The 26,236-nt window shown below is 29.8% G+C and carries 25 protein-coding genes; 13 read left to right on the top strand and 12 right to left on the bottom strand.

The features are described from left to right. The 4 genes from KFW21_04935 to KFW21_04920 form a co-directional block, all read left to right on the top strand. Positions 1-2,569 (top strand): hypothetical protein (locus tag KFW21_04935; GenBank protein ID MDK2818776.1); only part of this gene is annotated, 2,569 nt, incomplete at its 5' end. A gap of 31 nt (positions 2,570-2,600) precedes the next feature. Beyond that, a complete protein-coding gene (locus KFW21_04930; protein ID MDK2818775.1) occupies positions 2,601-3,794 on the top strand; it encodes a hypothetical protein in 1,194 nt (397 codons plus the stop codon). After that, positions 3,787-4,215: a Holliday junction resolvase RuvX gene (gene ruvX / locus KFW21_04925; GenBank protein MDK2818774.1), complete on the top strand. Its 429-nt coding sequence runs from the start codon at positions 3,787-3,789 to the stop codon at positions 4,213-4,215. The genes KFW21_04930 and ruvX overlap by 8 nt, the downstream gene beginning before the upstream one ends. A 10-nt stretch (positions 4,216-4,225) precedes the next feature. After that, positions 4,226-4,954 carry a 16S rRNA (uracil(1498)-N(3))-methyltransferase gene (locus KFW21_04920; GenBank protein ID MDK2818773.1) on the top strand — a complete coding sequence of 243 codons (729 nt, stop codon included), beginning with the start codon at positions 4,226-4,228 and terminating at the stop codon, positions 4,952-4,954. Between the two features lie 129 nt (positions 4,955-5,083). Here the strand turns inward: KFW21_04920 and KFW21_04915 are convergent, their stop codons facing one another. Further along, positions 5,084-5,815: a hypothetical protein gene (locus tag KFW21_04915; GenBank protein ID MDK2818772.1), complete on the bottom strand. Its 732-nt coding sequence runs from the start codon at positions 5,813-5,815 to the stop codon at positions 5,084-5,086. A gap of 178 nt (positions 5,816-5,993) precedes the next feature. On the opposite strand from KFW21_04915, the gene pyrH reads away from it, so the two are divergent. From pyrH to tsaB, 3 genes are read left to right on the top strand one after another with little or no spacing between them, the layout of a single operon-like run. Then, entirely contained in the window at positions 5,994-6,698 is a 705-nt protein-coding gene (pyrH, locus tag KFW21_04910) for a UMP kinase (protein MDK2818771.1), read from the top strand. Continuing rightward, positions 6,689-7,231 carry a 16S rRNA (guanine(966)-N(2))-methyltransferase RsmD gene (gene rsmD / locus KFW21_04905; GenBank protein MDK2818770.1) on the top strand — a complete coding sequence of 181 codons (543 nt, stop codon included), beginning with the start codon at positions 6,689-6,691 and terminating at the stop codon, positions 7,229-7,231. The genes pyrH and rsmD overlap by 10 nt, the downstream gene beginning before the upstream one ends. Positions 7,232-7,240: 9 nt before the next feature. Beyond that, positions 7,241-7,984, top strand: a complete 744-nt coding sequence (tsaB, locus tag KFW21_04900; GenBank protein ID MDK2818769.1) for a tRNA (adenosine(37)-N6)-threonylcarbamoyltransferase complex dimerization subunit type 1 TsaB — start codon at positions 7,241-7,243, stop codon at positions 7,982-7,984. Positions 7,985-7,998: 14 nt separating this feature from the next. On the opposite strand, the gene KFW21_04895 is transcribed toward tsaB, so the two are convergent. Beyond that, positions 7,999-8,751: a WecB/TagA/CpsF family glycosyltransferase gene (locus KFW21_04895; GenBank protein MDK2818768.1), complete on the bottom strand. Its 753-nt coding sequence runs from the start codon at positions 8,749-8,751 to the stop codon at positions 7,999-8,001. A gap of 171 nt (positions 8,752-8,922) precedes the next feature. On the opposite strand from KFW21_04895, the gene KFW21_04890 reads away from it, so the two are divergent. Further along, a complete protein-coding gene (locus KFW21_04890; protein ID MDK2818767.1) occupies positions 8,923-11,604 on the top strand; it encodes a gliding motility-associated C-terminal domain-containing protein in 2,682 nt (893 codons plus the stop codon). Beyond that, entirely contained in the window at positions 11,576-11,986 is a 411-nt protein-coding gene (locus KFW21_04885; GenBank protein MDK2818766.1) for a hypothetical protein, read from the top strand. Before KFW21_04890 ends, KFW21_04885 begins: the two co-directional genes overlap by 29 nt. Before the next feature lie 60 nt (positions 11,987-12,046). Here the strand turns inward: KFW21_04885 and lpxA are convergent, their stop codons facing one another. The 3 genes from lpxA to KFW21_04870 all read right to left on the bottom strand — a co-directional run bounded on the left by lpxA (position 12,047) and on the right by KFW21_04870 (position 14,493). Next, positions 12,047-12,874 carry an acyl-ACP--UDP-N-acetylglucosamine O-acyltransferase gene (lpxA, locus tag KFW21_04880; protein ID MDK2818765.1) on the bottom strand — a complete coding sequence of 276 codons (828 nt, stop codon included), beginning with the start codon at positions 12,872-12,874 and terminating at the stop codon, positions 12,047-12,049. A gap of 8 nt (positions 12,875-12,882) precedes the next feature. Beyond that, positions 12,883-13,383: an STAS domain-containing protein gene (locus KFW21_04875; protein MDK2818764.1), complete on the bottom strand. Its 501-nt coding sequence runs from the start codon at positions 13,381-13,383 to the stop codon at positions 12,883-12,885. Positions 13,384-13,467: 84 nt separating this feature from the next. Next, entirely contained in the window at positions 13,468-14,493 is a 1,026-nt protein-coding gene (locus KFW21_04870) for a M23 family metallopeptidase (protein ID MDK2818763.1), read from the bottom strand. 190 nt (positions 14,494-14,683) lie between these two features. Here KFW21_04870 and KFW21_04865 point away from each other — a divergent pair, with 190 nt between their 5' ends. Beyond that, positions 14,684-15,460: a TatD family hydrolase gene (locus KFW21_04865; protein ID MDK2818762.1), complete on the top strand. Its 777-nt coding sequence runs from the start codon at positions 14,684-14,686 to the stop codon at positions 15,458-15,460. A gap of 8 nt (positions 15,461-15,468) precedes the next feature. Here KFW21_04865 and KFW21_04860 read toward each other — a convergent pair whose 3' ends face one another. Continuing rightward, positions 15,469-16,290: an MBL fold metallo-hydrolase gene (locus KFW21_04860; GenBank protein MDK2818761.1), complete on the bottom strand. Its 822-nt coding sequence runs from the start codon at positions 16,288-16,290 to the stop codon at positions 15,469-15,471. Positions 16,291-16,370: 80 nt separating this feature from the next. Next, positions 16,371-17,708 (bottom strand): hypothetical protein, encoded by a 1,338-nt coding sequence (locus KFW21_04855; GenBank protein MDK2818760.1) that lies wholly within the window; start codon positions 17,706-17,708, stop codon positions 16,371-16,373. 137 nt (positions 17,709-17,845) lie between these two features. On the opposite strand from KFW21_04855, the gene KFW21_04850 reads away from it, so the two are divergent. Then, positions 17,846-18,601 (top strand): hypothetical protein, encoded by a 756-nt coding sequence (locus KFW21_04850; GenBank protein ID MDK2818759.1) that lies wholly within the window; start codon positions 17,846-17,848, stop codon positions 18,599-18,601. Between the two features lie 52 nt (positions 18,602-18,653). On the opposite strand, the gene KFW21_04845 is transcribed toward KFW21_04850, so the two are convergent. Further along, on the bottom strand, positions 18,654-19,514 hold the full coding sequence (locus tag KFW21_04845) for an SPOR domain-containing protein (protein MDK2818758.1): 861 nt from the start codon (positions 19,512-19,514) through the stop codon (positions 18,654-18,656). 261 nt (positions 19,515-19,775) lie between these two features. Here KFW21_04845 and KFW21_04840 point away from each other — a divergent pair, with 261 nt between their 5' ends. Beyond that, complete coding sequence (locus tag KFW21_04840) at positions 19,776-21,326, top strand: sodium-dependent transporter (GenBank protein ID MDK2818757.1); 1,551 nt, start codon at positions 19,776-19,778, stop codon at positions 21,324-21,326. Next, positions 21,319-21,495: a hypothetical protein gene (locus KFW21_04835; protein ID MDK2818756.1), complete on the top strand. Its 177-nt coding sequence runs from the start codon at positions 21,319-21,321 to the stop codon at positions 21,493-21,495. The genes KFW21_04840 and KFW21_04835 overlap by 8 nt, the downstream gene beginning before the upstream one ends. A 52-nt stretch (positions 21,496-21,547) precedes the next feature. Here the strand turns inward: KFW21_04835 and dtd are convergent, their stop codons facing one another. The 4 genes from dtd to KFW21_04815 all read right to left on the bottom strand — a co-directional run. Then, positions 21,548-21,976 (bottom strand): D-tyrosyl-tRNA(Tyr) deacylase, encoded by a 429-nt coding sequence (gene dtd, locus KFW21_04830; GenBank protein MDK2818755.1) that lies wholly within the window; start codon positions 21,974-21,976, stop codon positions 21,548-21,550. A 16-nt stretch (positions 21,977-21,992) separates the two neighbouring features. Further along, positions 21,993-23,420, bottom strand: coding sequence for a phospho-N-acetylmuramoyl-pentapeptide-transferase (gene mraY / locus KFW21_04825; protein ID MDK2818754.1), 1,428 nt, complete (start codon positions 23,418-23,420; stop codon positions 21,993-21,995). 191 nt (positions 23,421-23,611) lie between these two features. Further along, positions 23,612-25,021 carry a magnesium transporter gene (mgtE, locus tag KFW21_04820; GenBank protein MDK2818753.1) on the bottom strand — a complete coding sequence of 470 codons (1,410 nt, stop codon included), beginning with the start codon at positions 25,019-25,021 and terminating at the stop codon, positions 23,612-23,614. 45 nt (positions 25,022-25,066) lie between these two features. Next, positions 25,067-26,236 (bottom strand): hypothetical protein (locus KFW21_04815; protein ID MDK2818752.1); only part of this gene is annotated, 1,170 nt, incomplete at its 5' end.

Genomic DNA, 26,236 nt, shown 5'->3' with positions numbered 1-26,236 from the left:
TCCTCTCGATAATGATGACACCGACTTCGATAATCCTCTTGACAATGATAACTCTGACTTCGATAATCCTCTCGATAATGATGACACCGACTTCGATAATCCTCTCGATAATGATGACACCGACTTCGATAATCCTCTCGACAATGATGATACTGACTTCGATAATCCTCTCGATAATGATGACTCAGACTTTGATGAGGATATGTTTGATGAGGAAATAGAAAATAATACCTTTAATGAAGAAATGTTGACTGATATCCTTGATGATACAAATGAATTTGATATAGAATTACCAGAAGAATTCAGTGAACAAAATATTGAAAGTGAACAAGAAAAAATAGAAGAAACTGAAATAGATGATTTTTCTTTCACTACACCTGATTTTTTGGAAACAGAATTAAATAACACTTCTCTAGAAATTCCTATACATTCTCTAGAAGCACCCACAGATTATGAAGTGCTCGATAAAAGTGTTGATTTTAATATTTGGGATAAGCAAAAAAAAGACCTTAATACTGATCTAGTTCTTACACAAGAACAAATATTTGCTATAAGATATAAAATAAATTCTTTTATAGATAAAGATTTAAGATTTAAGATTAGAGAAATTATTGCTGATCCAGAAGCATACAATGATATTTATAAAAAACTCATATCTTTATTACTAATTGACGCTCCAGAAGATACTATTGCAGCTCTCTTGGTACAATTAAACAATTCAGACTCCACAGATATTTATCAATTATCTGAAAAACAGACCCTTAAAGCTTCTTTTCAAGCTAATGATGTAGCAGATTATCAAGATACCATGTATCGTTTAAAAACAGAATTTATCTACAATATAAAAAAATATACTTTATACGGATTAATTCTCTTATTAACAGGTATTATTACTTGGTTTGGATTGGCACAACCGATGCGTGTAAATTCTATATTTAATAAAGGATTGGCTGAGGTACAAAAAGATAATTTTGTTGAAGGAGAAGCTCTCTTTCAACAAGCTAATGCAATTGCTGGCAAACCTATTGCTGAATGGTTTATGAAATATGGTGATGTTTATAATACTAAAGGCTTAATAGCAGAAGCTGAAAGAAAACATTTGGCAGCTATAGCTATAGAACCTCAAAATATTACTATTGCTACTAATGCTAGCAGTTTTTATACTAATTTAGGGCCTAAATATTTTACAAATGCTATTACTATTATGAAAAAACTTGCTCCGTTTCATCCTAATAAATTTGAAGTTTGGGATGTTCTAGGATCTTTATTTATTAATTATTCTGATTATTTTATAGACAACAAGAACAAACAAACTGAATTATTATATGAAGCAGCTGATGTCTATCAACAGTATATTCTTAACAATTCTAAAGATCCAGCACCTTATTATAGAATGATAGATATATATATAAGAATTGGAAACAAAGAACAGATAGATTTAATTTCTCAATTAATTACAAAATTAAATCCAAAACATATTAATTTATATATTATGAATCAATTGGCAAAATACTACACTGACCAAAGAGATTTAACAAAATCCGAACAGATACTTAGACAAATATCTCCTATGCTTGACCAATACTACAACAAAGTGCCTAGCCTTCAGAAAATTATGAATCAATATTATAATATTAATCCTACAGAAATTTCCAATATAGTTAGTACTAGTTATTTTGAATTTGCTCGCTACAAAATGTTATCTTATGATATTAAAGGTGCTGGGGAATTACTAACTAATTCTATAGTTTTTAATTCTATTCATGGAGAAAGTTACAATCTTTTAGGAGAATTATATCTTTATTCTCCAAGTCATAATAGTGATAAACTTGTTCAAGCAAAGAAAATGTTTGACAAAGCATTAAATATAAATCCTGAAGATTTCAAAGCTCACATAAATTTAGGACATATGTATTATATGTGGGATAACGAATTTGGAGATATGAAAAAAGCTCATAGCACCGCTATATATCATTATAGAATTGCTAAAGCAATGATGCCGTCTTCTACCAAAAACACTTTATTAAGTTACAATTATGGATGGTTGGAATACCAAAATGACAATCCAAAAGAAGCTATTGACTCTTGGAGTGATATTTATAAAGAAACTCCTAATAATCCTGTTCTTGCTTATGCTTTAGGCTCTGCACTGTACAAAACTCGTAATCCTCAATTAGCACAAATAGAATTAACGAAAGCTGCTAATACATTTAAATTACTCAAAGATAATATTCCACAACCTGAGCTTAATAATAAAAGACATAAAGAAGTCTATACTCAATTAGCAAAAACCTACAACAATATTGGCGTTATTAATGCTAATTATGCTTCTGTTAATCGTAATCAAGCAGACTACTTTGATTCTCAAGCATTATTAAATTTTTACAATGCTCAAGATGTTTCTGACCAAATAAATTCTATTTATAGTACTGCTGAGTATAACATTGGGGTTATTACTAGGCCTAATATACGCAATCGTAAAACTATTTTTGATGATACTATTCCCAAACAAACAAGTATAGAAAATTCTAAAAGTGAATTTAACAAATTATTATTACAAAATATATAATACCAATTTGTATACAAAAAAAGAAGGACCTATGTTAAATAACAAACTATCTCATTCTACTCCTATTTTTATTATTGCTGGTGAAGTTTCTGGTGATATATTTGCTGCAGAACTCATGACTCAAATAAAAGATCAGATACATTGTCAATTTGTTGGTTGTGGTGGTATTCACATGCAAAAGCAAGGACTGATCAATGTTTCTACTGATAATTCTTTATTATCAGCCATTGGTCTTGTCGAAGCTATCCGTTTTTTGTTCAAACATTCTAGAATACTAAACAGTATCGTACCAAATATAAAAAAAAATAATTGTAAACATGTGATTCTTGTTGATCATGAAGTTTTTAGTATATTAGCAGCAAAAAAAATACGCAGAGCTTTTGGTAATTCTATCAAAATATACTTTTTTATTCCTCCTCGGGTTTCTATGTGGGGAGCTAAAAACGCCTCCATGATAGCCAAATTGTGTGATGCATTATTTTGCTATATGCAACCAGATTTACCTATTTATAAAAAATATAATAAAAACTCTTTCTTCTTTGGAAATCCTTTATCCAAAAAATTAAAAACTTTTATTTCTCACCCTGATTTTTTTATCAAAAACAATCTTAATCCTAACAAACAATATATAGCTTTAATGCCTGGATCTCGTAATCAAGAAATTAAACAATTACTTCCTATATTCTTAAAAACAGCTTTACGATTAAATGTTGAAAGAAATGTAGACTTTCTCATAACTTTGGCACACAAAGATTTAGCAAAAAAAATAAATCAAGAGATAGAAAAATCTGGTATTTCCTATTGCGTACATCTTGTTGACGATTCTAGCCTTCAAATTATGTCACACTGTGCTCTCGGTTTTGTTAGTGCAGGTACTATTACTTTAGAAGCCGTAATGATGGGAATGTATCCTATAATTACTTATAAAGTAAGTGATTTTACCTTTAAAACTATCAAAAAAACTGAAAATTTAAATGATGAAACATTAGTAGGTCTCCCAAATGTTTTTTTGAATGCTCGAGTTTTTCCTGAGATACTACAATTTGAAGTAACATCTGATAGATTGTATCATGAAGCAATTTTTTATCTAGATATGGCTCCTGAAATGAAAAATTATCTTATGTCCGATGCAAAAGAAAAATTAAATGAAACTTTAGGTAGTATTGATTCTATCAAAAATGTTGCTAATTATATTGTCAATGATATCCAAGATTCATATGAGTAGGCTCTTGGGAATAGATTATGGCACGAAGCGTATTGGGATGGCTCTTACAGATGAACTTCGTATTATCTCTTCTCCTCATGAAGTTCACCTTAATAATCTCGATTTTTGGGACTATTTGAATAAATCTATCCAAACATACAATATTGGTGGTTTTGTAGTTGGTATACCTCTTCATGATGGAGAAAGTACCATTGCACCTCATATCTTAGGTTTTATCCGAAAATTAGAAAGACTTTTTCAATTACCAATTTATCTTCAGGATGAATCTCTCAGTTCCAAAGAATCCCGCGATTTTCTTATCAATACAGGAAAGCGTGGGAAAAAACTCAAACAAAATTTAGATCGTTATGCTGCTCAGCTTATTCTATCTAATTTTCTACAAGCCTCAGTAAGAGGTCATATTCAACAATTTCAATCTTAAGGATTATAAGATGCGTCGTTTTTATTTTTCTCAAATCCCTTCTATCAATGAAACTTTTTTTGTTCCTGAAGATCAGGTATCACATTTGTCACGAGTACTTAGAGTAAATACAGGAGATATCTTAGAAGCTTCTAACGGATCAGGACAAATATTTGAGTTATCTATTATTCATATTGATAAAGAAAATATTCAATTAAAAGTGCTGTCTAGTAAATTTGGTGTAGAAAAAGCATTGCATTCTGTTGCTTTTATTGGAGAATTGAAAAATGATGCTATGGATAATACAATATCTTTACTTGCAGAACACGGTATTCAAAAAATAATTCCTTTCTTTGCTGAGCGATCTATTCCCAAATATGATCTCAAACAACTTACCAAAAAACAAGAGCGTAGACAAAAAATTGCTAATGAAGCAATTAAAAAAGTAGGCGGATTATATCCTTGTCAAGTAATGGAATCTATTTCTTTTAAAGATATAGCACATAGTTTAGCTAATATTTCTCAAAAGATAATATTTTGGGAAGAAGAGTGTGCTCCTTCACAAAATTTGAATAATATTAATTATAATAAGGATCATGCTTTTTTTATTGGTCCTGAAGGTGGATTTTCTCAAAAAGAAATAGATCAGTTATTATTTTGGAAATGTCAAAGTTATAGCCTAGGGACTCGTATTTTAAGAGCCCCCCAAGCAGCAACAGCAGCAGTTGCTATTATTCGTTACTTAACAGAAAATCAATAAAAGCCTACTCTTAAGAGTAGGCTTTTTGATATTGTTGTATTATATTTATTGAATATATACAGGTATTTTGTTATAAAAACTGTATTCTAAATATAGATATCCAATAGAAATTTGAGTTTTTGTTATTTACTAAAACATAAATCCTACAGTTAAACCAATATTAACAATACCTGCTAGAATAGGGATATCAAAATAATAATCATCTAAAAGATATCCATAATTAGTAATTTGTCGATTATACCTATCAAAGTAAAATCCACCACCTATATCTAAACCAAAGACAAAAGCGAAATTTCGATTGACAAAATAATTCCAACGCATCCCAAGATCAATACGATTTATTATAACAACATTCTTTATATATTCAATCGATAATATATCAAAATCTTGACCAAATAATAAATTGACAGCACCAGTCCAACCTTGACCTTTTTTATTTCTTTGATCAAAAAAGATACTAGAAAAACCTATTCCATAACCCAAACGACAAGTAAATATAGAATCGCCAGTAATTGTTTCAGGAATAGGCATAGAAAAACGCATAGAAAGCAAAAATCGAGTATTTGGTGTAGATGCTAATGCTGGCATATAGAATTCAAATGCAGTTGTGTTAAAAATACCTGTTTCAACATTCTCTTCATAATAAAATAAAGGTCTAAAAACAAATCCACTGGTAAAACTAGAAGTAATAGCAAAATTAAAACCTTCAGAAACTCGCTCTGTTTTTTTAGAAGAACTCTTCTTATTCTGAGCCTGTTCAATAAGTATTTTAGATTCAACAGAGATGTCTTTATCTATCACAAATTGACTATAAGAACTCATTGGTAAAATCATTAAACAAAATAACACAATTATTTTCATCAATTCCTCTTCTTTTTGTTTATTATATCTTGTATCTATAATATTGTCAATAAAGTATATGCATATATAATATTATTTATTTTTAACAACAGTGTTTTATATATAGCGTTGACTAAATTCATGAAATATATTATACTAAGCTCACTATAAATTAGTATGAATAATATTCGAGGAACATATGTTAAAACGAATTCTCATTAAAGCAAGTGGTGAAATGTTGGGTGGTACTGGAGGATATGGACTAGATCAAGACTCTTTGCTAACTCTTGCCAAATATCTCAAACAAGCTCATGATACAGGTGTTCAATTAGGTATTGTTATCGGTGCTGGTAATATTATGAGAGGAACATCGGCACAATATCTTACGCGTACCAAAGCTGACTCTGCTGGAATGTTAGGAACTGCTATTAATGCAATAGTATTACAAGATATTCTTCAACAAGAATTTCAACTTGATTGTATCGTCTTGGGTGCTTTTAGTATTGATGGTATGTTTCAACAATCCTCTCCTCAGCTTTTAGATACTTATTTTACTCAAAAAAAAGTAGTAATCTTTGCGGGTGGTACTGGTGCTCCTTATTTTTCTACAGATACAGCAGGTGTATTAAAAGCCTTAGAAATAAACGCTGATCTCATGATTAAAGTCACTAAAGTCGATGGGGTTTATGACAAAGATCCTCACCAATTTCCAGATGCCAAAAAGTATGATTTTATTTCTTATCAAGAAGTTCTCGCTAAAAAACTCAATGTTATGGATTTTACAGCAACTTCTTTAGCCATGGAAAATAATTTGCCTATTCGTGTTGTTAATCTTTCAGGCGACAATCTAGTATCTATTATTAATAAAAAATCTATAGGAACATTGGTATCATCATGCGAATAAGCTCAGGAAAATGGAGAGGAAAAAACATTCTTTCTCCAGATGGAAAATTAAAACCAACATCAGACAAAGTCAGACAAGCCCTATTTAATGTACTTCGCACAGAAATTCTCGGTGCTCGCTTTTTGGATTTGTTTGCAGGATCAGGATCTGTTGGTATAACAGCTCTTTCAGAAGGGGCAGATTTTGTTAGTTTTGTAGAATATGACTCTCGAACATACAAAGCATTAAGAGAAAATCTTTATGCTTTAGTAGATAAAAGTAACTATCAAACATTCCGAACTACTGTCAACAAAATATCTACCCTCTTCAAAGAAGAAAGTTTTGATATTGTTTTTGCAGATCCTTTTTATCCTGATATTACTCATTTTTTAAAAAATCTTCATAGAGATGCTTTTGCTCTTCTTAGTAAGAATGGTCTTTTTATCTTAGAACATGGTAAAAAAACGCATATAGAAGAGTTAAATACATTAGAAGGTTATCTGGAAACCAAAGCTTATGGAGATACAGCATTGAGTTTCTATAGAAAAGTATAGTTTTTTATTATGAATAATTTTAAAATTATATTAGCTTTAGATAGTTCTTCTATCAATCATTTAATCTTACGATTGATTACTCCCACTCAAGAATATGATTTCCCACCGATTATTCAACACTTGGAATCTACTTTAATTCCTGCTGTAGATGCTTTGTTGCAACAAGCAAAACTATCTATTCAAGATGTAGATGCTTTTATCATAGGTAAAGGCCCTGGTTCTTTTATGGGCTTGAGATTAGGATTTTCTGTTTTCAGAACTTGGGCTTGGCTTTATGATACAGCTATTATAAGTTTATCATCTTTAGAATTACTAAGAAGATCCACGATAAAACAAAAACCAGATATTTTATATGTACCTTGTATTGATAGCAAAATGAAGCGTGTTTTTACAAATATTACTTCATCTTCTTCAATTTTGTTAGAAGATTGTGATATTTTTCCAGAAATATTAGCACAAGAGATCATAGATATTCAGACAAAACACAACTTCAAAAAAATTGTACTTATAGGTTCTGGAGCTCCATTAGTACAAGAATTTTTAATCAATACCATGGTCAACAATATTATAGAAATTCATGCTGATACAATAATAGCTATTCAATGTTTTGACAAATTTTATATCAAACAATTAGACGAATCCTGTTTTTCTAAAAAATCTACAGATCAGCTAAAATCTATAGAGCCTAATTATTGTAGATTATCAGCAGCAGAAATGACATTATTAGAAAAAAATTCTCTAAACGATAGATGACAAAAAAAAAGAACCTAACTAGGTTCTTTTTTTTTTAAAATTTTAAAATATAGAAAAAAATAAAACAATACAATACATCTAAAAAATTTAGCAATATTGAAAGGATTTTTCATAAATTCATAAAGTCCCAAATATCCTTTTTCTTGCATTTCTAATGAAGGTACAGATTTGAATCCAGCAATAATTTCAAAACTATCATCAGTACCTATCGTAACACCTTGTTTAAAAATTTCATAATTTTTATTGATCCATAATTCTTCTTGTTTTTCATTTCTCAGGTTAAACAAGGCGAGTTTGGCTGCACTTTTTCTTAAGGCTACAAAAACTTTACCTTGTTCTTTGAGAGGTATGTGCTCAGGATAATGACTTACAATTTTCACTCCAGAAAAAGACTTTGTTATTTTTTTTACAGTAACAAATAATGTTTTTTTACTACTTCCAAAAAAACTAACTGTAGATTGACATTCAGAAGCAATTGATAAAGCATCCAAAATATAAGTAACTGCTAAAGAAGGTTTCAATATGCGTGTATACATATGATACGACAACCACGATATTAAACTAGAAGCACATAAAACTATATCAGCTTGATTAATAGTTTCTTTTAATTCTCTATTAAACAAGGCTTGAAACAGTTTTTTTTCTGTTAGAATGATAATTCTTGCATATTTCCCATGATGCAATCTATCATAAAGATAATTTCTCCACTCATCTCTGGAAATATCTGTGATTTTTATCCCAAAAATATAATATTCTGCAACAGTCATAGTACCTGAACCTTTATAATATATATATAATTATGATACAATTATTAAACTTTGTCAATATATAGTACAATTATATATATATTATTAAGATTTAATAACTAATTCCGAACTACCAATAGATACAACTATAAAAATAATTGTATGACAATGACAAAAGGAAATATTAATATTATGCACAAAAAAATTGTATTATTATTTATTATAACTCTTACAAATAATTTGAATATACTGAATGCTTTAGATCCAGGATCTCAACTTTGGTATTCAGGTTTTAATAGTGGAATAGCAGCTCAGGGGTATGCTGGTGTTGGTTCAAAAAACTCAGGGTTTTATTCCTTACTCAATCCAGCTTCAAGTGCTACTACAGAAAATATTAGATTTTTTTCTTCAGGAAATATCATAGGAGATGATTGGGGTGGAACTTTTGGTATTTCTTCACCTATCAAACCTGGTGGTACTTTATATGTAGGATCACAATATTTATCCTTTGATGAAACTTCGATGACTCATATAGGCTATGGTAAAAAAATTCGTTCCGATCTTGCTTTCGGTATAGAAGGAATATTAACTATTCATCCTACTGCTTTAAAAAATAATATCGGAGGTGGATTTACATTAGGACTTCTATGGCTTCCGAAAGATTTTATTCCTATCTCAAAGGGATGGGGATTTATTGATTTTTCTATAGGGGGAACATTTAAAACAATTTTTTTTCCTACTGCAAAAACATGTTTTAATCCAATTCCTGAAATGTTACTTCAATTCGGTATGGAAGCAACTTTCATGAAATACAAAAATGCACAATGGAAATTTGTATTAGACTATAGTATTGGATTTGTACCTCTTTCAAGCCCAGACATACATTTACAAACTTGGCTATCTATAGGAACAACATTAACATTTTGGAATGTTTGGGATCTATCTGTAGGAGCAATTTTAGGAAATCATGGACTAGGATTTGGAACAAATCAATTATTACCTTACACTTTTGGTACAGCTTTAGGATATGAATGGGATCACTTTTCTTTTAAATTAGCCTATGTTTTTGGTGGTAGTGAATTTTTTGATAAAATAGAATATTTACATACTATAGGATTCGAGCTTGGGATAGGTACTAAAAAATCTACCAATATGTCAGCTATACTAAGTGTTCTTTATAATGAAAACTCTACTAATTATTTTTCACCTAATAAGGATCTTATTCAAGATCTTGTTTATCTTTTACCAAGTATCGTAGGTATATTTCCTATCGATGCCTGGCGTATCGATATAATAAATACCAAGGGACAAGTTATTCGAACTTTCGAAGATCAACAACAAAAAGTAGATAACAAATTTACAGCCGAACGCTTTTTTTATAATTATTTCTCAACTACTACTTCTAACAATATTCCAACAAAAATTATCTGGGATGGATTAGATAATAATAACAAAATTGTACCAGAAGGATCTTATAGTGCTATAATGTATGCACGATATAATGAAAATCAATTACTAACATCTACTACTAATACTATTATTATTGATCTTACAAAACCAACTGCCAAACTATCAATTACTAAGAAAAATAGATTTTTGTATTTAGGTGATGATCCTACTATGGCTTTTACTGTTGATCAACAATTATCTTCAATAGATCCTTGGTCAGCAAAACTTATTGATAACACTGATAATAAAAAAATAGATGATTGGTATTGGAAAGAAGGGGAAGCACCAACTAACAATTCATGGCAATTACAAAATCCAAAAAGAATTAACATAGCTTCAGGAACATTTTCTTATATCGTTACTTCTTATGATAAAGCTGGAAACTTTAATGAACAAATAATTAGTAATATCACCATAGAAACACAAGCTCGAAAACCTAAAATAACAAGTAAGAAAGTCAATTTTTCTCCTAATAATGATGGGCAGTTTGATATTATCTCCATTAATATCGATTACACAGCAATATTAGGATTAAAAAGATCTTATCTTGTCGTTTATGATGAGACTGGAAAGAAAATATATTCACAAGAACAAGATATAAATAATTTACCCTCTTTGTTAACATGGAATGGGAAAAATAACGATCAAAAAACAGCCTCTGATGGACAGTATCTTATTGTATTAGAACAACATTATACAGACAAACAAATCGATTCACTACCCCTAATTGTAACTCTTGACAATACACCACCATTATTTGATATTCAATTTTCGCCTAAACGATTCAGTCCTAATAGTGATGGGATTGACGATGTTTTGAAAATTGACTTTTCTGCCAAAGATATTCATAATATATCTAACTGGATTATTAGTATCAAATACAAAGATAAGGTTATTCACACCTTTAAAGGTACTACTAATACAAATAGATTCTTTTGGTATCCAGATACTAAGGTGAAAAGTGCTGAAACCTTGGATTTCGAAATATTTATTCAAGACACTTTAGGTAATAATATAAATAAAAAATTTCATGAGATACAAATTGACATATTAACTGATCTTAAAGATGAAAATCTTATTATAACAGAAAATATTGCTTATTTTGAACCAGAATTCGGGATCATTTCAGATCAATTATTCGCTTACTTGGATGAATTATGGTCTTATTATAAAATGAATCCGCAAGATAATATCAAAATTCTTGCACAAGCTTATTATCAAGAAGCACAATCAAGCAAAACCGAAGCATACAAACTAGGAATTATAAGAGGAAATGCTATCAAGCAATATCTTATTAGTAAAGGTATTAATACAAAAAATATAGAAATAGAGATCAAAATTTATGATGAAAAAGACCCTAAAAAACAAAAAGAATTGCGTCAACCTAAAATATACATTGATAAAAAAAATAAGCCTACTACTTAATTTCTTTATTATACTATCATGTCAGACAATACCTAATGGTTATGAAGAAAATTTGACAATATCACCCTGGATCAATACAGAAACGATTAACACACCGGCTGGAGAGGCTGTTATTAATTCTACAAGTACTTTTTCAACAGATGGTATTTATAATATTTCTATAGATCATCCTGTCAATGGAATAAGTAGAAAGACTTTCTTTTATAAAGTAGGTTACTATCAACCAAAGTATGCCATTATATTATACGAATATAATGATAATGTAGGTTTTAATCCCCCAGTCATAGGAACTCCTATATTTTATTATTTTAAAGATGATTTTAATACATTAATTACTTCTACCAATTCTAATATGGCTTTGTATCAGAAATGGCATAAATAATAAAATTAAAAACCCCTAATAGATTGGTCTATTAGGGGTTTTATTATAAATAATAACATATTAAAATATAGTATTTTTTGCATCTTGGCCTTCACCAAATTCTGAAATTCCACGCTTACATGATTTGAGAAAATCTAAAGTCGTTTGAATAACTTTGCTATCTATAGTATTGTATTTGTTATAAATAGCTTCTCGAGCTGGAGTAAGGGAATTAGTTTCTTTGAAAATACGAAAAATATCTTTTATTATTTTTCTATCTTCAATAGAAAAATTAGCTCTACGCAAACCTACAGAATTAATCCCGCTAATTAATCCATAAAAGCTTGATACCATCATAAAAGGAGGAATATCTCTTCCTATCCTTGAACCACCAGAGATCATTACATATTCACCAATATGTACATATTGGTGAACTAACACACCACCTGAAATAAAAACATTATTATCAAAAGTACAACATCCTGCACCCAAAACTCCATTAGCAAAAATAACTCCATTCTTCAGCACTGTATTATGAGACACATGAGAATTAACCATTAAAAAACAATTATTTCCTATTACTGTATTTATAGAAATAGAAACATCTTCATAAAATACAGGTGCATGAACAGTGACATTTTCTCTCAAAATATTATTATTACCTATAATAATGCCATGAGGTGATTTTTGACCACTAAGATCTTGAGGAGCCAATCCTATAGTTACATTATTAAAAATTTGATTGTTTTGACCTATGATAACGGGGCCTTTGATATGAACATAAGGATATATTACAGTATTATCACCTATAGTGACATCACCTTCAATAATACAAAAAGGAGAAATACTTACATTTTTTCCTATAGTTACCTCAGAAGAGATAATTGCTTGAGGAGAGATATTTAACATATAAAACTCTAATTATGATATTGTTTTTGATCTAGTTCTTTTTGAAAAACTTTTTCAACTAAAGCAAATCGTTTGTGATTTTCACTACTTGTAGACATCAATGTTTTATGAGAATCTAATAATAACTTGATATCAGAAATTGTATTTTCTAATTTTTTATGAATTTCAACAGAACATTTTTCACATAATATTTTTTGATCATATATAGATGGAACAAAGGACTCTAAACCCATAAGTTGAAAAACATCTACTATTTTATCACTGGGATTAAGTAAACATACACTTTTTTCTTTTGAAGATAATTTTTTCTTCACAGATAAAATAATACCAATAAAAGAACTATCTAAATAAATCGCATTTTTTGTATCGAAATAAATATGATCTATATCCATTGAAGAAAAATAATTTTGAATATAGCCATTCAATTCTGAACAATATTCAGCTGTTCCTTTCCCTTCAATAACAACATACAAATCATTATCTTTAATTCCTATAGAAACACAACTCATTTGTTACTCCCTCAATTTTCCCAATATTATTGATCATTCGAATCCAAAATAGGATAGTATATATTTAAATACTATCCTATTATATTACCTTAACATCATTGCAAATGGTTCTGGGTCTACACGATTATTACCAATAAGCACTTCATAATGCAAATGGTATCCTGTTACGCGTCCTGTTGCTCCTACATAACCAATAACTTGGCCTTGTTTAACGCGAGCTCCAGCATAAGTTTGTGCTGCAAAACCTTGTAAATGTCCATATCTTGTTCTAAATTGATATTTATGTTGAATTTCAATAAAATTACCATATCCACCTTGAACACCAGATTTAATAATAATACCATCAGCTCCAGCATATACAGGTGTTCCAGGTAATGTTGCAAGATCCAAACCTTCATGTCCTTCTATACCACGCTGATCAAAAGGATTCCTGCGAAGTCCAAAACGAGAAGTGATTCGAGCTCTCGTTGCAAGTGGATAAATAGAAGGCATTTCTCTTAACACTCTTTTATTTTCTTGCATAAAGTTACCAACATGAAATATTTTCTCTTTTGTGACATCTAATTCTTTTTCTAATTTTTGTAGTTGTACTATTTCTTTAGGAGTTGATGCATTAGATTCTATAGAAATCATAGGATCGTTAAGTGTTGTAATAAGAGAGGATTCAGATACAGGAGTGATAATAGAACCCACTTCTAAACGAAATTTTGAAAAATACTCTGAAAGTGACTCAACTGTTTCGGATACTAAAAATATTTTTTCTTCCAAAGCATCATTTTCTACTACCAAACGAATTTGAGTTCTTGCACTTTGATGCCCTTGAGCCAAAATATAAGTTACAGAAAGAAGAGTAATAGAGCAAACAATGCCAATAAACAATAATAAATAGTTAGAGAGGTGAATTGTAAAACCTCTAATACCAATATGAGGGGTACACATTATTGACAAACGCTGTACTCCAAAATTATGAATTTTAGTCTTGAGCTCTATCCAAAGCTTTTTTAATCTTAATAAAAAACTTTTATTTAATTTTTCTTGATCAAAGAAACGAAGATCTTGTTTTGGTATAATAGTATCAATTTTGAGTGATTCTTTTTTAATAATACTCATACTTTCCCCATAATAATGTTCCATTAAATTCCATATTAATTCTAATTTATAATGTATTAAAAATTATTTTAATTATAACGCATTATACTTTTTTTTGTATATATTGTCAATGATTTAACAAGGTATACAAAAATTGATTATTTGTAATAATCCTATATATAATAAACAAATTATATGATAAGGATTTATTATGTTTATAGATACTCACGCACATCTTGATTATGTTTTACAAAATTTATCTACAGATCAACAAATAATTGATTTTAATTTTTTATTTGATAGCAACTTAGAGCTTATTGTTCATATTTCTTTAGATGCAGATGAATTTTTACAAAACTATCCTAAACTTTCTTCACATAATAATATATATTTTGCAACTGGTATTTATCCTAATCGTGCAAATATACTCAATTTTAATGAGGATCAAGAAATAGAAAAATTAAAAAAAGTTCTCATTAATTATAAGCATGTTGCTCTTGGTGAAATAGGAATTGACTTCAAAGATGATAGTTATGGAACTCCTATAGCTCAAGAATCTCTTTTTGAAAAGCAATTAGCTCTTGCAGAAGAATTACAACTTCCTGTTATTATCCACTCTCGCATGAGTTTTAAAGAATCTTATCATTCCCTAATGAAGTACAAAACTCCAGCTATTATTCATTGTTTTAGTTATGGTATTAAAGAAGCTGAATTAGTTCTTGATCGTGGTGATTATATTTCTTTTTCAGGTCTTCTTACTTATAAAAAATCTGTAGAACTTCAAGAAGTGGCTCAAATGATTCCTTTGGATAGAATTCTATTTGAAACAGATAGCCCTTACTTAAGCCCTGTTCCTGTAAGGCATAAATCTAATATTCCAAATCATGTGCAACACACTTATCAATTCTTTGCTAATTTAAGAAATATTCCTATAGAAGAACTATCTTTAATTGTCAAAAATAATTTTCACAAAGCTTTTAAAATTTAATAGTATTGTTATAATTCTATACTCATTTTTTCTCTACAGAAAAAAGAATTTTCAAAAACTTTCTTTACTTTTTTTTCTAAAACATTTATTTCTTTATCAGTTCTTTCCAAATCATGATGTGTTAAACCAAGCATTTTAACATTAGCAAGATTTGCAACTTCAACAGCTTGCTGCCAAGTAGAATGTCCCCATCCTATATGATCTTCAATTTGATCTTCTGTATACTGAGCATCATGAACCATAAGATCTGCATCTTGAGATATTTCGACAACTCTTTGATCTAATCGAGTGTTATAATGTTCTATATCTGTATTAAAAACAAAAACTTTATTATTATGTTCCAAACGATAGCTATACGCTCCCCCAGGATGAATATGTTTTTTAGAAATAATTTTTATATCATTCGGTAATTGTATCTCTTCTTCACCTATTTCAAAATAATCAATAAATGCTGGTAATTTTGTATAACTAATAGGGCAAAAATCATCATCCATTTGTGTACAAATCAATTCTTCTAATCGTCTATTTTTACCCATTGGACCATAAATTTTTACCTGCACATCTTTACAAAACAGTACACTGAAAAAAGGAAATCCATCCAAATGATCCCAATGCGTATGTGTTAAAAAAATATAAATAGTAGGTAGTTGTTTTCCTTCAAATTCCTTGAGTAAGGATCTTCCCAAATTCACTATACCTGTTCCAGCATCAAAAATTATTATATTGTTATTAATTCGAACTTCAACACAAGTTGTATTCCCACCTGTTTTCATTTTATCCAAATCAGGAGTTGGTAATGTGCCTCTGACACCCCAAAAAGTTATTTTCATGCAAATTTACTCCGAAAAATTTGTGTTTACAATGTTATACTTGTACTTATTTTATCGGTTATTATATAAATATACTTAAATTAAAATATCCATCCTATTTTTAAACTAAGATAGGGATATAATTCTGTCATTGAGAAATCTTTCGAATATCCATTTTTGTTTTTCCATTCTGGTGTAATCTTCTTAGAGTCAACAAGTACAGATACGGATTCAAAAGGAAAATATTGCAATCCTATATCCAAGCCCACGAACATCCCAGAATCTATTCTTTTTACTATGTTTATTCCTATATTAGCTCCAAATCTCAAAGAAAATCCTTGCAAATTACCAGCATCACCTTCTATATTATTCAATCCTATCGTATTATAAAGAACACCTAGACGAATATAGGGGACAAACTCCCATGAATTCTTGAACAATCTATAACCAATACCTGTCATCAAATAAGTGCCAACAGTTCTATCCATATTTATTCCAAATGCTGTGGTAGATACCAGTCGATAAGGTAAAAATCTCTCATATTCTCCTTCAATTTTAAATCCTGCGGGCCAATAACGAGAAGACTCCCAAATCTTATTATCACTTTTGGCTGACAAAACACTTTCACCAAGTATTGGAACGATGAGACCAATATTAAAATAAAAACGATTTCTATGAGGTGTACCTCTAATAATTTTATCGCCAACCTCAACTCTTTTATTGATATCTTTGACTAGTACCATATCATTAGACATTTTATGAACAATACCTATCGATTCACTCAATCCTTTTCTAGCACTAGCATAACGAATAATAATTTCATCACCACGCCGTAAATTATCAAAATTTTTATACGGAAAAGCAAATAAATCATCGTATACTATAGAAATAATTGGATCTGAATAGTTTATTTGAGTCATTAATTTCGCAAGCATATTCCTTATTTGAACAGTAATTAGTCGAATATTAGATCTTGGTCCAGCTATGTCTTGAGAGATGATCTCACCATCAGATAATCTCAAGATCTCTACATTTAGATTTAATACTTGCTCCTTTAATGATTCATTATAGGTATTTATTTTTATTACAAAAGCAACTTCTTTTGCAAAAGGACTATTATATATAGTTAGTGTGTTCAAATCATAAGTATAGTCTTTAGGAACTAGAGCAACTTTGAGATCATTTTTAACAAAATCTGACATTATCTCTCTTATTTCTACAGTAATAGGAGTTTGATTCGAAATTATAATTGCTATCGCTTTTTGGCTACTAGTACCTTTGAACTTCAAAGATACTTTTTTTTGTTCTGATACTTCACTTTGCTGTAATATTTCTTCTTGTTCTGATACTTCACTATTAGTTTGTGTATAAATAGGAGCTGTTAATAATACAATTAGAATATTCACTAATATAACTTGTCTTAATATATGTTGAAACATTTACAAAATCTCCTAAATCATAAATATGATGTATCTGTATTATACTATATTTATAATAAATTAGACAAATAAAGAGAATTTGCTTTTTTTATTCTTTTATAATAAAATAAAAGATGATGAACAATTGGAGAGAATTTATGGAATGGTTAGTGGTTCTGTGTCTTATTTTATCTACCATAAACTTTTATTTTTTAACACAAAATATAATTAAAAAATCTTTTGATAGTGAATTACAAGAATTTCGTTCCTACACAGAAAGTTTAATTACTGAATTCAATCGTATCACTACAAGAAATGTAGAATTATTGGATTCACGAATTGAAGACTTAAATCATAAAATTAGATTGTCTCAAAAAATTGATCATCTTCTAAAAGAAAGATTTGAAGAAGCCAATAAAATAAAATATCTCAAACCATTACAAATGGATAAAGTTCATTCTTTACAGACACTCTCATCAAATCCTGTAGATACACATAAAAAAATCCTATCTATTGATCATACTATTACTGATGATATGACTATAGAGCATATTGTGTTAGATAATATACAACAAAATGTTTCTATACCAATAGACAAAGGATCTACAAACAGCACTAATGATAATCAAGAAATAAGTGTAGATCCAACAATAGATTCTATTTCTTTAGAGTCCTTCACCCCTGATGAAATTTCTAACAATTCTACTACTAATCTTTTGTTTGAAGGTATACCTATAGAAAAAATTAAAAAACACAGGAAAAATTCTAGAGCTAATTTAGAAAAAGAACAACAATTAATTCAATATATAAAACACAAAAAAAGTAAAGATGAATTATTAGAATTAGGATTCACAAGTAACGAAATTAATATAGCTATGTTATATTATTCTACAACAGATAATCATATTACATAAAAAAAGATATAACTATACAGTTATATCTTTTTTGATTTATACAAATAATAGCTTATTCTAATGTAAGAACAAAACCATCTTTACCAAGATTTGCACTTTTAATTTTTGACAAAGTACTTTGAGCTTCATTTTTTGAAGTAAATCCTCGCAAACGAACTCTAAAAAATACCGCATCACCAATAGTACTTTCTGAGGTATATGCTGAAAATCCAGCTACTCTTAATTGATCTTCTACCAATCTAGCTGATTCTATAGTTGAATGAGCAGATACTTGGATTACATATTCTTTAGATTTTATAGTCGGTTTTGGAACATTTTTTGGGACAGGAGCTATTGCAGGCTCTACAACTTTCATAGGTTTTTGAGGAAGAGGTATCGTGTCTAGCGTAGAAGCCATCGGCTGTGATATCAATGATAAAGAAGAATCTGATGAATTCATTTTCATATTATTCATTGATGATTGAGCAATTAATACTTCTTTTTCAGCTCTAACATTACCTGTGATAGTTTTTCCTACCCAATATCCAGACAAAAATAACATACCACCAAATAAAACAAACAAAGCACCTGTCCACAAAACTCTATTATCCTCAATACCAGTATTAGTATTTGAAGAGGCCTGCTGAGTATATTTTTGAGGATTAGCATTTTCAGTAACAGAACGACGACTCATATATCTAGAATCAAGAGATGCTGCACTATCTCTTAAAATAGTTTTTTCTCTTAAGCTTGCTAAAGAAGGTGATGATGATTTTTCATTTTCTATTGTTCTTGAATTTCTCACAGGTCTTTCTCTATATGAAGAGTGAATCTCTTCTTTTTTAGGAATAGAATATTCTTCTGTTGTTTTATGATTATATATTGGTTTTGTTTTTGTTTCTTCTAACACATCTAAAAATTTTATTCTTGACATACCAACCTCTTTTATCGATGTTCATTAAGTAGTATTCAATACATACACTATACACTCGTTATTTAATTGTCGGTATGATTTTATTTTACTTAATAGAAAAATAAAATTTCTTACTAATATACTTTTTAATGATTGAAAATCAAACAAAAGTAAAAAAAAAGACTTATTTTAAGGACTTGCAATAAATTTTGATTGAAAATTTGACAAAAATTCTGTAGTATGATATACTATCTCATACTAATTTTAATTATGGAGGATATAATGTCTCAAAAAAGAGCTTCTTGGGCTTCATCAATAGGCGTCATACTGGCTGTAGCTGGTTCGGCTGTAGGACTCGGGAATTTTTTACGTTTTCCAGGTCAACTTGTTCAAAATGGAGGGGGAGCTTTCCTTATTCCTTATTTTATAGCACTTCTTGTTATTGGTATCCCTATTTCTTGGTTAGAATGGAATATAGGTAGATATGCAGGAGCTCATGGGCATGGTAGTTCTCCAGGTGCTTTTAATATTATGTTCCGTAAACCTTGGGCAAAATATCTTGGTTCTGTAAGTATGCTTGCTGTGATGTTTATTTCTTTTTATTATTTATATCTTGAATCTGTCATGTTAGGTTATGTATATTATTCTCTCACTGGTCTACTTCCTGAAATGGCTGCTAATGGTCAATCAGGAGATTTTTTTGGCAAATACCTTTCTTTTGAATTCAAAATATTTAACATACCCGCTGCTGCTATCTTTTTTGTAATCACACTCGCTTTAAATATTAGTATTCTAGCCAAAGGTGTTTCTGGTGGTATTGAAAAAATAGCTAAAATTCTTATGCCTATTCTTTTGTTTTTAGGAGTGATATTATTGATTCGTGTTCTCACCCTTCCTGGGATGGAACAAGGATTAGCATTTATGTGGAATCCTGATTTTAATGCTCTTATCCAACCAAAAACATGGCTTGCTGCTGCTGGTCAAATTTTCTTCACTTTAAGCATAGGTATGGGTGCTATTATCAACTATGCCTCTTATGTAAAAAGAGATGAAGATATTGTTTTGTCATCTCTGACTGCCAATGCTACTAATGAATTTGCTGAAGTTATCCTCGGTGGGATGATCATTATTCCTGCTACTGCAGCAATATTAGGAACTGGGGCGTTAACAAGTGTATCACAAGGTGGTACTTTTGGCTTGGGATTTATTACTATGCCCGCAATATTAGCACAATTACCATTAGCAGGATTGCTCTCTGTAATTTGGTTCTTTCTATTATTCTTTGCAGGTATCACTTCAACACTATCTATGTATCAACCACTAGTATCTTTCTGTAATGAAGAACTAAAATGGAATAACAAAACAACTCTTTCTATCATAGGTATCATGGCTATTGGAATGGGAGCATATGTTGCTCTTGATGCAAGTCTTAACACTTTAGATGAAATTGATTTTTGGGGTGGTAACTTCTTCTTACTACTATTTGGTACTATAGAAGCTGTCCTATTCGCAACTCATATCGATAGTAAAAAAGGTTGGCTTGAATTACATAAAGGTGCTACGATCAAAATAACACCTATTTATTGTTTTGTACTAAAATATATCACTCCTACCGTACTCGTGCTTATTTTAGGAGCTTGGATTGTAACCGAAGGTCCTGCTCGTTTTATGATGACTTATTATGATCCTGCGGTTCGTCCAGGAATTATTACAACTCGTATTATTCTCGTAGCAATAGCTATAGGATTTAATCTTCTCATTGCTTATGCTTGGAAAAAAAATAATCATAATGAAAAATTAAAAATCGTATTGGAGGATTCAATTCATGACTAAATTGTTACTAATACTTTTTATAGTACTAACACCGCTTATGGCTTTTGCTCAAGAAAATCCTACTTATACCTTTAATAAAGGTGGTATATTCTTTATGATTTTTGCATGGATATCTATTCTTACTTGGAATATTCTATGTTTCAACAAATTACTTACCAAAAAGAAATAATATCTATAAAAAAAACACCTCTGTTACAGAGGTGTTTTTTTATCTAATTTTTTTATAATATAATAGTAAAAGGACCATCATCCACTGCTGGTATTGTCATATCAGCACCAAAAATGCCTGTTTGAATTATTAAATTTGATTCTGTATGAAGACATTTATTAAAATAATCAAATAATGGCTTTGCCTCTTGTGAGGACATTGCATTAGAATAAGTAGGTCTATTTCCTTTTTTAGTTTCTGCAGCTAGGGTAAATTGACTCACAGACAATATTTCTCCTGCTACATCCTGTACAGAAATATCTTTACCCTCACTTTCAAATATTCTCAAATGAGCAATTTTTTTAGCATAATATTCACATTCTTTTGTTGTATCATCTACAGAAATCCCTACATACAACAGTAATCCTTTTTTGATTGATGCAACTTCTTTACCAGATACAATGACACTAGCAGACAAAACTTTTCTAACAATAATAGTCATAAACGCCTCTATCTCTTTAACGGATCTTTATAGTAGCTAATGCTAACATAGCACAAAATGTTCCCATAATCCAAAAACGAACAACAACTTGATTTTCTTTCCATCCAATTAACTCAAAATGATGATGAATTGGTGCCATCTTAAAAATTCGTTTTTTAAATTTTTTGAAACAAAAAACTTGTAAAATTACAGAGACTGTTTCTAATACAAACATAAAACCAGCAACAACTAATAACATTTCTTGTTTGAGCATAATAGCTACCGTAGCAATAGCGGCTCCCATAGGAAGTGATCCAGTATCACCCATAAATATTTCAGCAGGATGAACATTATACCACAAGAAACCTGCAAAAGCACCTATACTTGCTGCAATAAAAATTGTCAATTCACCCGCCCCTTCAATATAAGGATAAAATAAATAACTAGATAATACAGCATTACCCATTAAATAAGCAAACACACCAAAAGGCATATAAAATGAAATTCCCATTCCTGTTGCTAATCCATCTAATCCATCAGACAAATTAGTTGCATTAGAAACACCAACAATAATAAAAATAAAAAATAAAAAAACTACTCCCAAAGGCCAATACCAAACAACCTCTGTATACATAGGTACAAAAAAAGCACTAAACAATCTAGCTTTATAAATATTAGTAACAGATTTGTGAGATTCTTTATACACTATATTTTCTTTATCTGTAGAATTTTTAATAATATCAGAAATGACTTTGAAACCATCATCTTGTACTATACGAGATGAAAATATTTGTTTATCTATTTTACTATTTATAAGAGATGGTATCTCAAAATATTTTTCATTCCTATTTTTACCTGTTTCAGGATTGTATTGACGACCTATAAGTGTATAATAACCTTTTTCAATACTTGAGGGATAACTTACTGCCCATTCCCAATCTTGGGTCAAAACTACATTCGTAGACGCTACTAATTCAGAATATCTGTCAACAATCTCAAGCCTGATTTTTTCTGACTTTTGATGATATTGGGGGATGAAATAAATCAATATCAAAATAATAAATGCAAAGATTGATTGTAGCAAAAATTTACCTTTTGTAGATAATCCTTTAGTATTTTTTTGTTTGATTTTTGCATAATCATCTATAAATCCAATTATTCCAAATAATATAACAGATAGACAGGTAATCAACACAAAGCTATTCCAAGATGCCCATAATAGTGTTGAAACAATTGCTACAATCCAAATCAAAATACCACCCATTGTAGGCGTACCCGTTTTAACTAAATGACTAGAAGGACCTTCATTTCGAATTTGTTGTCCAAATCTCATTTCTTTTAATTTGTTTATAACAAAAGGCCCTATCCAGAGTACAAATATAAAAGCAGTAAGTGCCGCTCCTATATTTCTAAAGGTAAGGTAACGAAAAAGATTAATATCCTCTGATAACCAATGAAATAACATAAACCCTCTTTAATTAATCATGTAATATACTAGATAATTAATTCTAATATAGTTTTGTATCTATTGCAAATATATCAAACTTTAGATATATCAAAAAAATTATTTATTAAGCTCATCTATAAAAATAAGAGATTTTGTTTATCATTAAAAAACTCCCATCTTGGTAGATAGGAGTTTTTGATGTTTTTATTTTAATATTTTAATAGATGTTTTGCGATTTCTAAATATACGATCAAACCACCTATATCCATCAAAGTGGAAATCAATGGTGCTGAAACAATAGCTGGATCTATTTTCAAATGTTTTAAAATAAGAGGCAGCACCGCTCCTAACAAATTAGCTACAAAAACAATGAACACCATAGCAATAGCAGCAATCCATTGTACAGAATCCCCTGTTTGAAAAACTCTGATTCTTAATAATAATACTGTTGCTAATAAGATTCCCATCACCAAACCACAAATTGACGCTCTTGTTATTAATCGTAGTGTGTTATTATTAGCAATTTCTCCTGTAGCAATTCCCCTGATCACCAAAATTGATGATTGACTCCCAATATTACCACCAACTCCCACTAATACTGTAAAAAATAAAGAAAGGTCTATCCAGTAATCTTTTAGAAGATCTCCATAATGAAGAATCAAATCCTGTGAAAAACCTGCTATCAATAGTAATACTAGCACCCAACCAGATCTATTAACAATTAATGAAAACAAAGATCCAGATAAATAGCTTACTTCATTAGGATTAATACCTGTGAAACGATGGAAATCTTCTGTAGCTTCATTATGAATAATATCAATAACATCATCATGGGTAATGATACCAACCAATCGATGATGTTTATCTGTAATAGGGAGAACCATTAAATCATAGTAATTCATAAGATTAGCTATTTCCTCTTGATCTGTTTGTGTCGAAGAAATTACAGGAGATTCTTTCATAAAATCTTTTAATCTTTTTTTATCTGGCGCAAGAATCAACTCTTCTAAAGTTACAGAACCAATTAACACCCCTTCTATATCTACAATATAAGAAGTATAAATTGTTTCTTTTTGAGCAGATTGTGTTTTTATAAGTGTTAGCGCTTCTATTGCTGATGATTCTGGATTCAAAGCAACAAACTCAGGAGTCATAATACGACCTGCAGAATATTCAGGATAATTTAGTAATGTATTAGCTATTTTTCTTTCTTGTATTGGTAGTAATTTTAGCAACTCTGTTACTACCGTTGGAGGTAGGTCTCCTAAAAGTCTTGTTCTGTCATCAGGATCCATTGATACTAATACAGAACTTGCTTCAACATCAGTAAAGGTAAAGAGTAATTTTTCTTGTTCATCTCCATCCAAATGCATAAATGCATCTGTAGCTGTGTGTTCAGATAAAAGACGAAAAACTAATATTTTATCAGTAGCATGCAGGGATTCAAGAATACTAGCAACCTCATGAGAGTCTATAGAGTGTAAAAAAGTATCTAGTTTATTCCATGATCTCTGAGCAATTAAGCTTCGTGCGTAGAAAATTTGTCCTTGAATAATTTCTTCAAACTTATCAATAACATTATAAGTCTCATCATAGATAATATGTTTTTTATCTGACATCATTATCCCCCCGCTTCGCTTATAAAGTATACTTATTTATAATAATTAGTCAAGATAATCCCTATTCATACGAACTTTTTGAAATTGTTTCATACTAATTTTTTCATCTAAAATTCTAAGATATAATTCTCGTGCTGTCTGGCTTGTTCCAGAAGTAGAATCCCTCACATCAAAAGTGTTTTCTACCGTATATTCATAAAGATTCATGGCATCATCTAATGCCAAAAAGATTACTTTATAAGGATTAATAATATCTCCCGTCTCATGAACAAAAATACCGCTATTATCTCCACCTACATTAATCACATATTGATCTGGATCAAGAGTAGCTTGATTAATATTTTGTGCAATCATATATAAAGGAGAAAATTGTAAAAATCCCAATTGATCTCCCACATCTTGTGAAGGATATTCATCTGTAGAAAAAGAATATTCACTCTTTTCTAGCGAATATTTTTGTTGCATATTTTGAGTTTCATCAGAACTTATAACATTAGTAAGTATTGAAAGTGATCGATTCGTAGTAACACTAAATTCTTCTATTGGAGTTTCAGCTTTAAATTCTATTATATTTTCCATAATATTCGTATTTACTGTTATAATATCTTTAGATTTATTATTTTCTTCTTCTTGAAGTCTTATTTTTTCTAATGCCGCTACATAACTTTGATTATTTAATACAATAGGATTTACAGTAAAATCAATTCGTTTATCCAAAGCAATATTCCTTAGAGGATCGGCTTTAACTGCCATCATTGGTATATAGTTATTTGTTTGTAATAAAGGATTCAAAACCATATAATTATTCATTCGTGGAAAGTCTGGTAATTTTTGTTGATCTATAGATAAATATTTATAAGCAATAGCATCTTCCTTAGTATCAAAAAAAATAAAAGGTCTATATTCAGCTAAAGCACCATTTTTATTTGTACGAATTACTACTTCATTACCTCTCCAAACTGTACCTCTTAATTTGGAGATCTTATGATTGGCTGGTAATTTAGGGTTTTTTGGGTCTACAACCATGGGTAAACGATAATCTTGATAGAGAGGCATCTTAATAACAGTTGTTGCTCCTGCTTCAGGAGCATTATTATCAGCATCAACCTCTTCTTCGTAACTAGCTTCTTCCCCATAATCAGCATCAACCTCTTCTTCGTAACTAGCTTCTTCCCCATAATCAGCATCAACCTCTTCTTCGTAACTAGCTTCTTC

It is taken from the genome of Spirochaetota bacterium, assembly GCA_030154445.1.
Classification (GTDB): Bacteria; Spirochaetota; Brevinematia; order Brevinematales; family Brevinemataceae; genus Brevinema_A.
The sequence above is the reverse complement of the archived record's forward strand: the minus strand, read 5'-3'. Positions and strand labels throughout refer to the sequence as shown.

Excerpts from the sequence above, each read along its gene's own strand:
- KFW21_04840 (MDK2818757.1), top strand. The coding sequence starts at position 19,776 with ATGTCTCAAAAAAGAGCTTCTTGGGCTTCATCAATAGGCGTCATACTG.
- mraY (MDK2818754.1), bottom strand. The coding sequence starts at position 23,420 with ATGTTATTTCATTGGTTATCAGAGGATATTAATCTTTTTCGTTACCTT.
- KFW21_04895 (MDK2818768.1), bottom strand. The coding sequence starts at position 8,751 with ATGACTGTTGCAGAATATTATATTTTTGGGATAAAAATCACAGATATT.
- KFW21_04915 (MDK2818772.1), bottom strand. The coding sequence starts at position 5,815 with ATGAAAATAATTGTGTTATTTTGTTTAATGATTTTACCAATGAGTTCT.
- KFW21_04865 (MDK2818762.1), top strand. The coding sequence starts at position 14,684 with ATGTTTATAGATACTCACGCACATCTTGATTATGTTTTACAAAATTTA.
- KFW21_04860 (MDK2818761.1), bottom strand. The coding sequence starts at position 16,290 with ATGAAAATAACTTTTTGGGGTGTCAGAGGCACATTACCAACTCCTGAT.
- KFW21_04890 (MDK2818767.1), top strand. The coding sequence starts at position 8,923 with ATGCACAAAAAAATTGTATTATTATTTATTATAACTCTTACAAATAAT.
- KFW21_04930 (MDK2818775.1), top strand. The coding sequence starts at position 2,601 with ATGTTAAATAACAAACTATCTCATTCTACTCCTATTTTTATTATTGCT.
- KFW21_04875 (MDK2818764.1), bottom strand. The coding sequence starts at position 13,383 with ATGAGTTGTGTTTCTATAGGAATTAAAGATAATGATTTGTATGTTGTT.
- KFW21_04845 (MDK2818758.1), bottom strand. The coding sequence starts at position 19,514 with ATGTCAAGAATAAAATTTTTAGATGTGTTAGAAGAAACAAAAACAAAA.
- KFW21_04870 (MDK2818763.1), bottom strand. The coding sequence starts at position 14,493 with ATGAGTATTATTAAAAAAGAATCACTCAAAATTGATACTATTATACCA.
- KFW21_04850 (MDK2818759.1), top strand. The coding sequence starts at position 17,846 with ATGGAATGGTTAGTGGTTCTGTGTCTTATTTTATCTACCATAAACTTT.
- pyrH (MDK2818771.1), top strand. The coding sequence starts at position 5,994 with ATGTTAAAACGAATTCTCATTAAAGCAAGTGGTGAAATGTTGGGTGGT.
- KFW21_04835 (MDK2818756.1), top strand. The coding sequence starts at position 21,319 with ATGACTAAATTGTTACTAATACTTTTTATAGTACTAACACCGCTTATG.
- lpxA (MDK2818765.1), bottom strand. The coding sequence starts at position 12,874 with ATGTTAAATATCTCTCCTCAAGCAATTATCTCTTCTGAGGTAACTATA.
- tsaB (MDK2818769.1), top strand. The coding sequence starts at position 7,241 with ATGAATAATTTTAAAATTATATTAGCTTTAGATAGTTCTTCTATCAAT.
- ruvX (MDK2818774.1), top strand. The coding sequence starts at position 3,787 with ATGAGTAGGCTCTTGGGAATAGATTATGGCACGAAGCGTATTGGGATG.
- KFW21_04855 (MDK2818760.1), bottom strand. The coding sequence starts at position 17,708 with ATGTTTCAACATATATTAAGACAAGTTATATTAGTGAATATTCTAATT.
- mgtE (MDK2818753.1), bottom strand. The coding sequence starts at position 25,021 with ATGTCAGATAAAAAACATATTATCTATGATGAGACTTATAATGTTATT.
- dtd (MDK2818755.1), bottom strand. The coding sequence starts at position 21,976 with ATGACTATTATTGTTAGAAAAGTTTTGTCTGCTAGTGTCATTGTATCT.
- KFW21_04920 (MDK2818773.1), top strand. The coding sequence starts at position 4,226 with ATGCGTCGTTTTTATTTTTCTCAAATCCCTTCTATCAATGAAACTTTT.
- rsmD (MDK2818770.1), top strand. The coding sequence starts at position 6,689 with ATGCGAATAAGCTCAGGAAAATGGAGAGGAAAAAACATTCTTTCTCCA.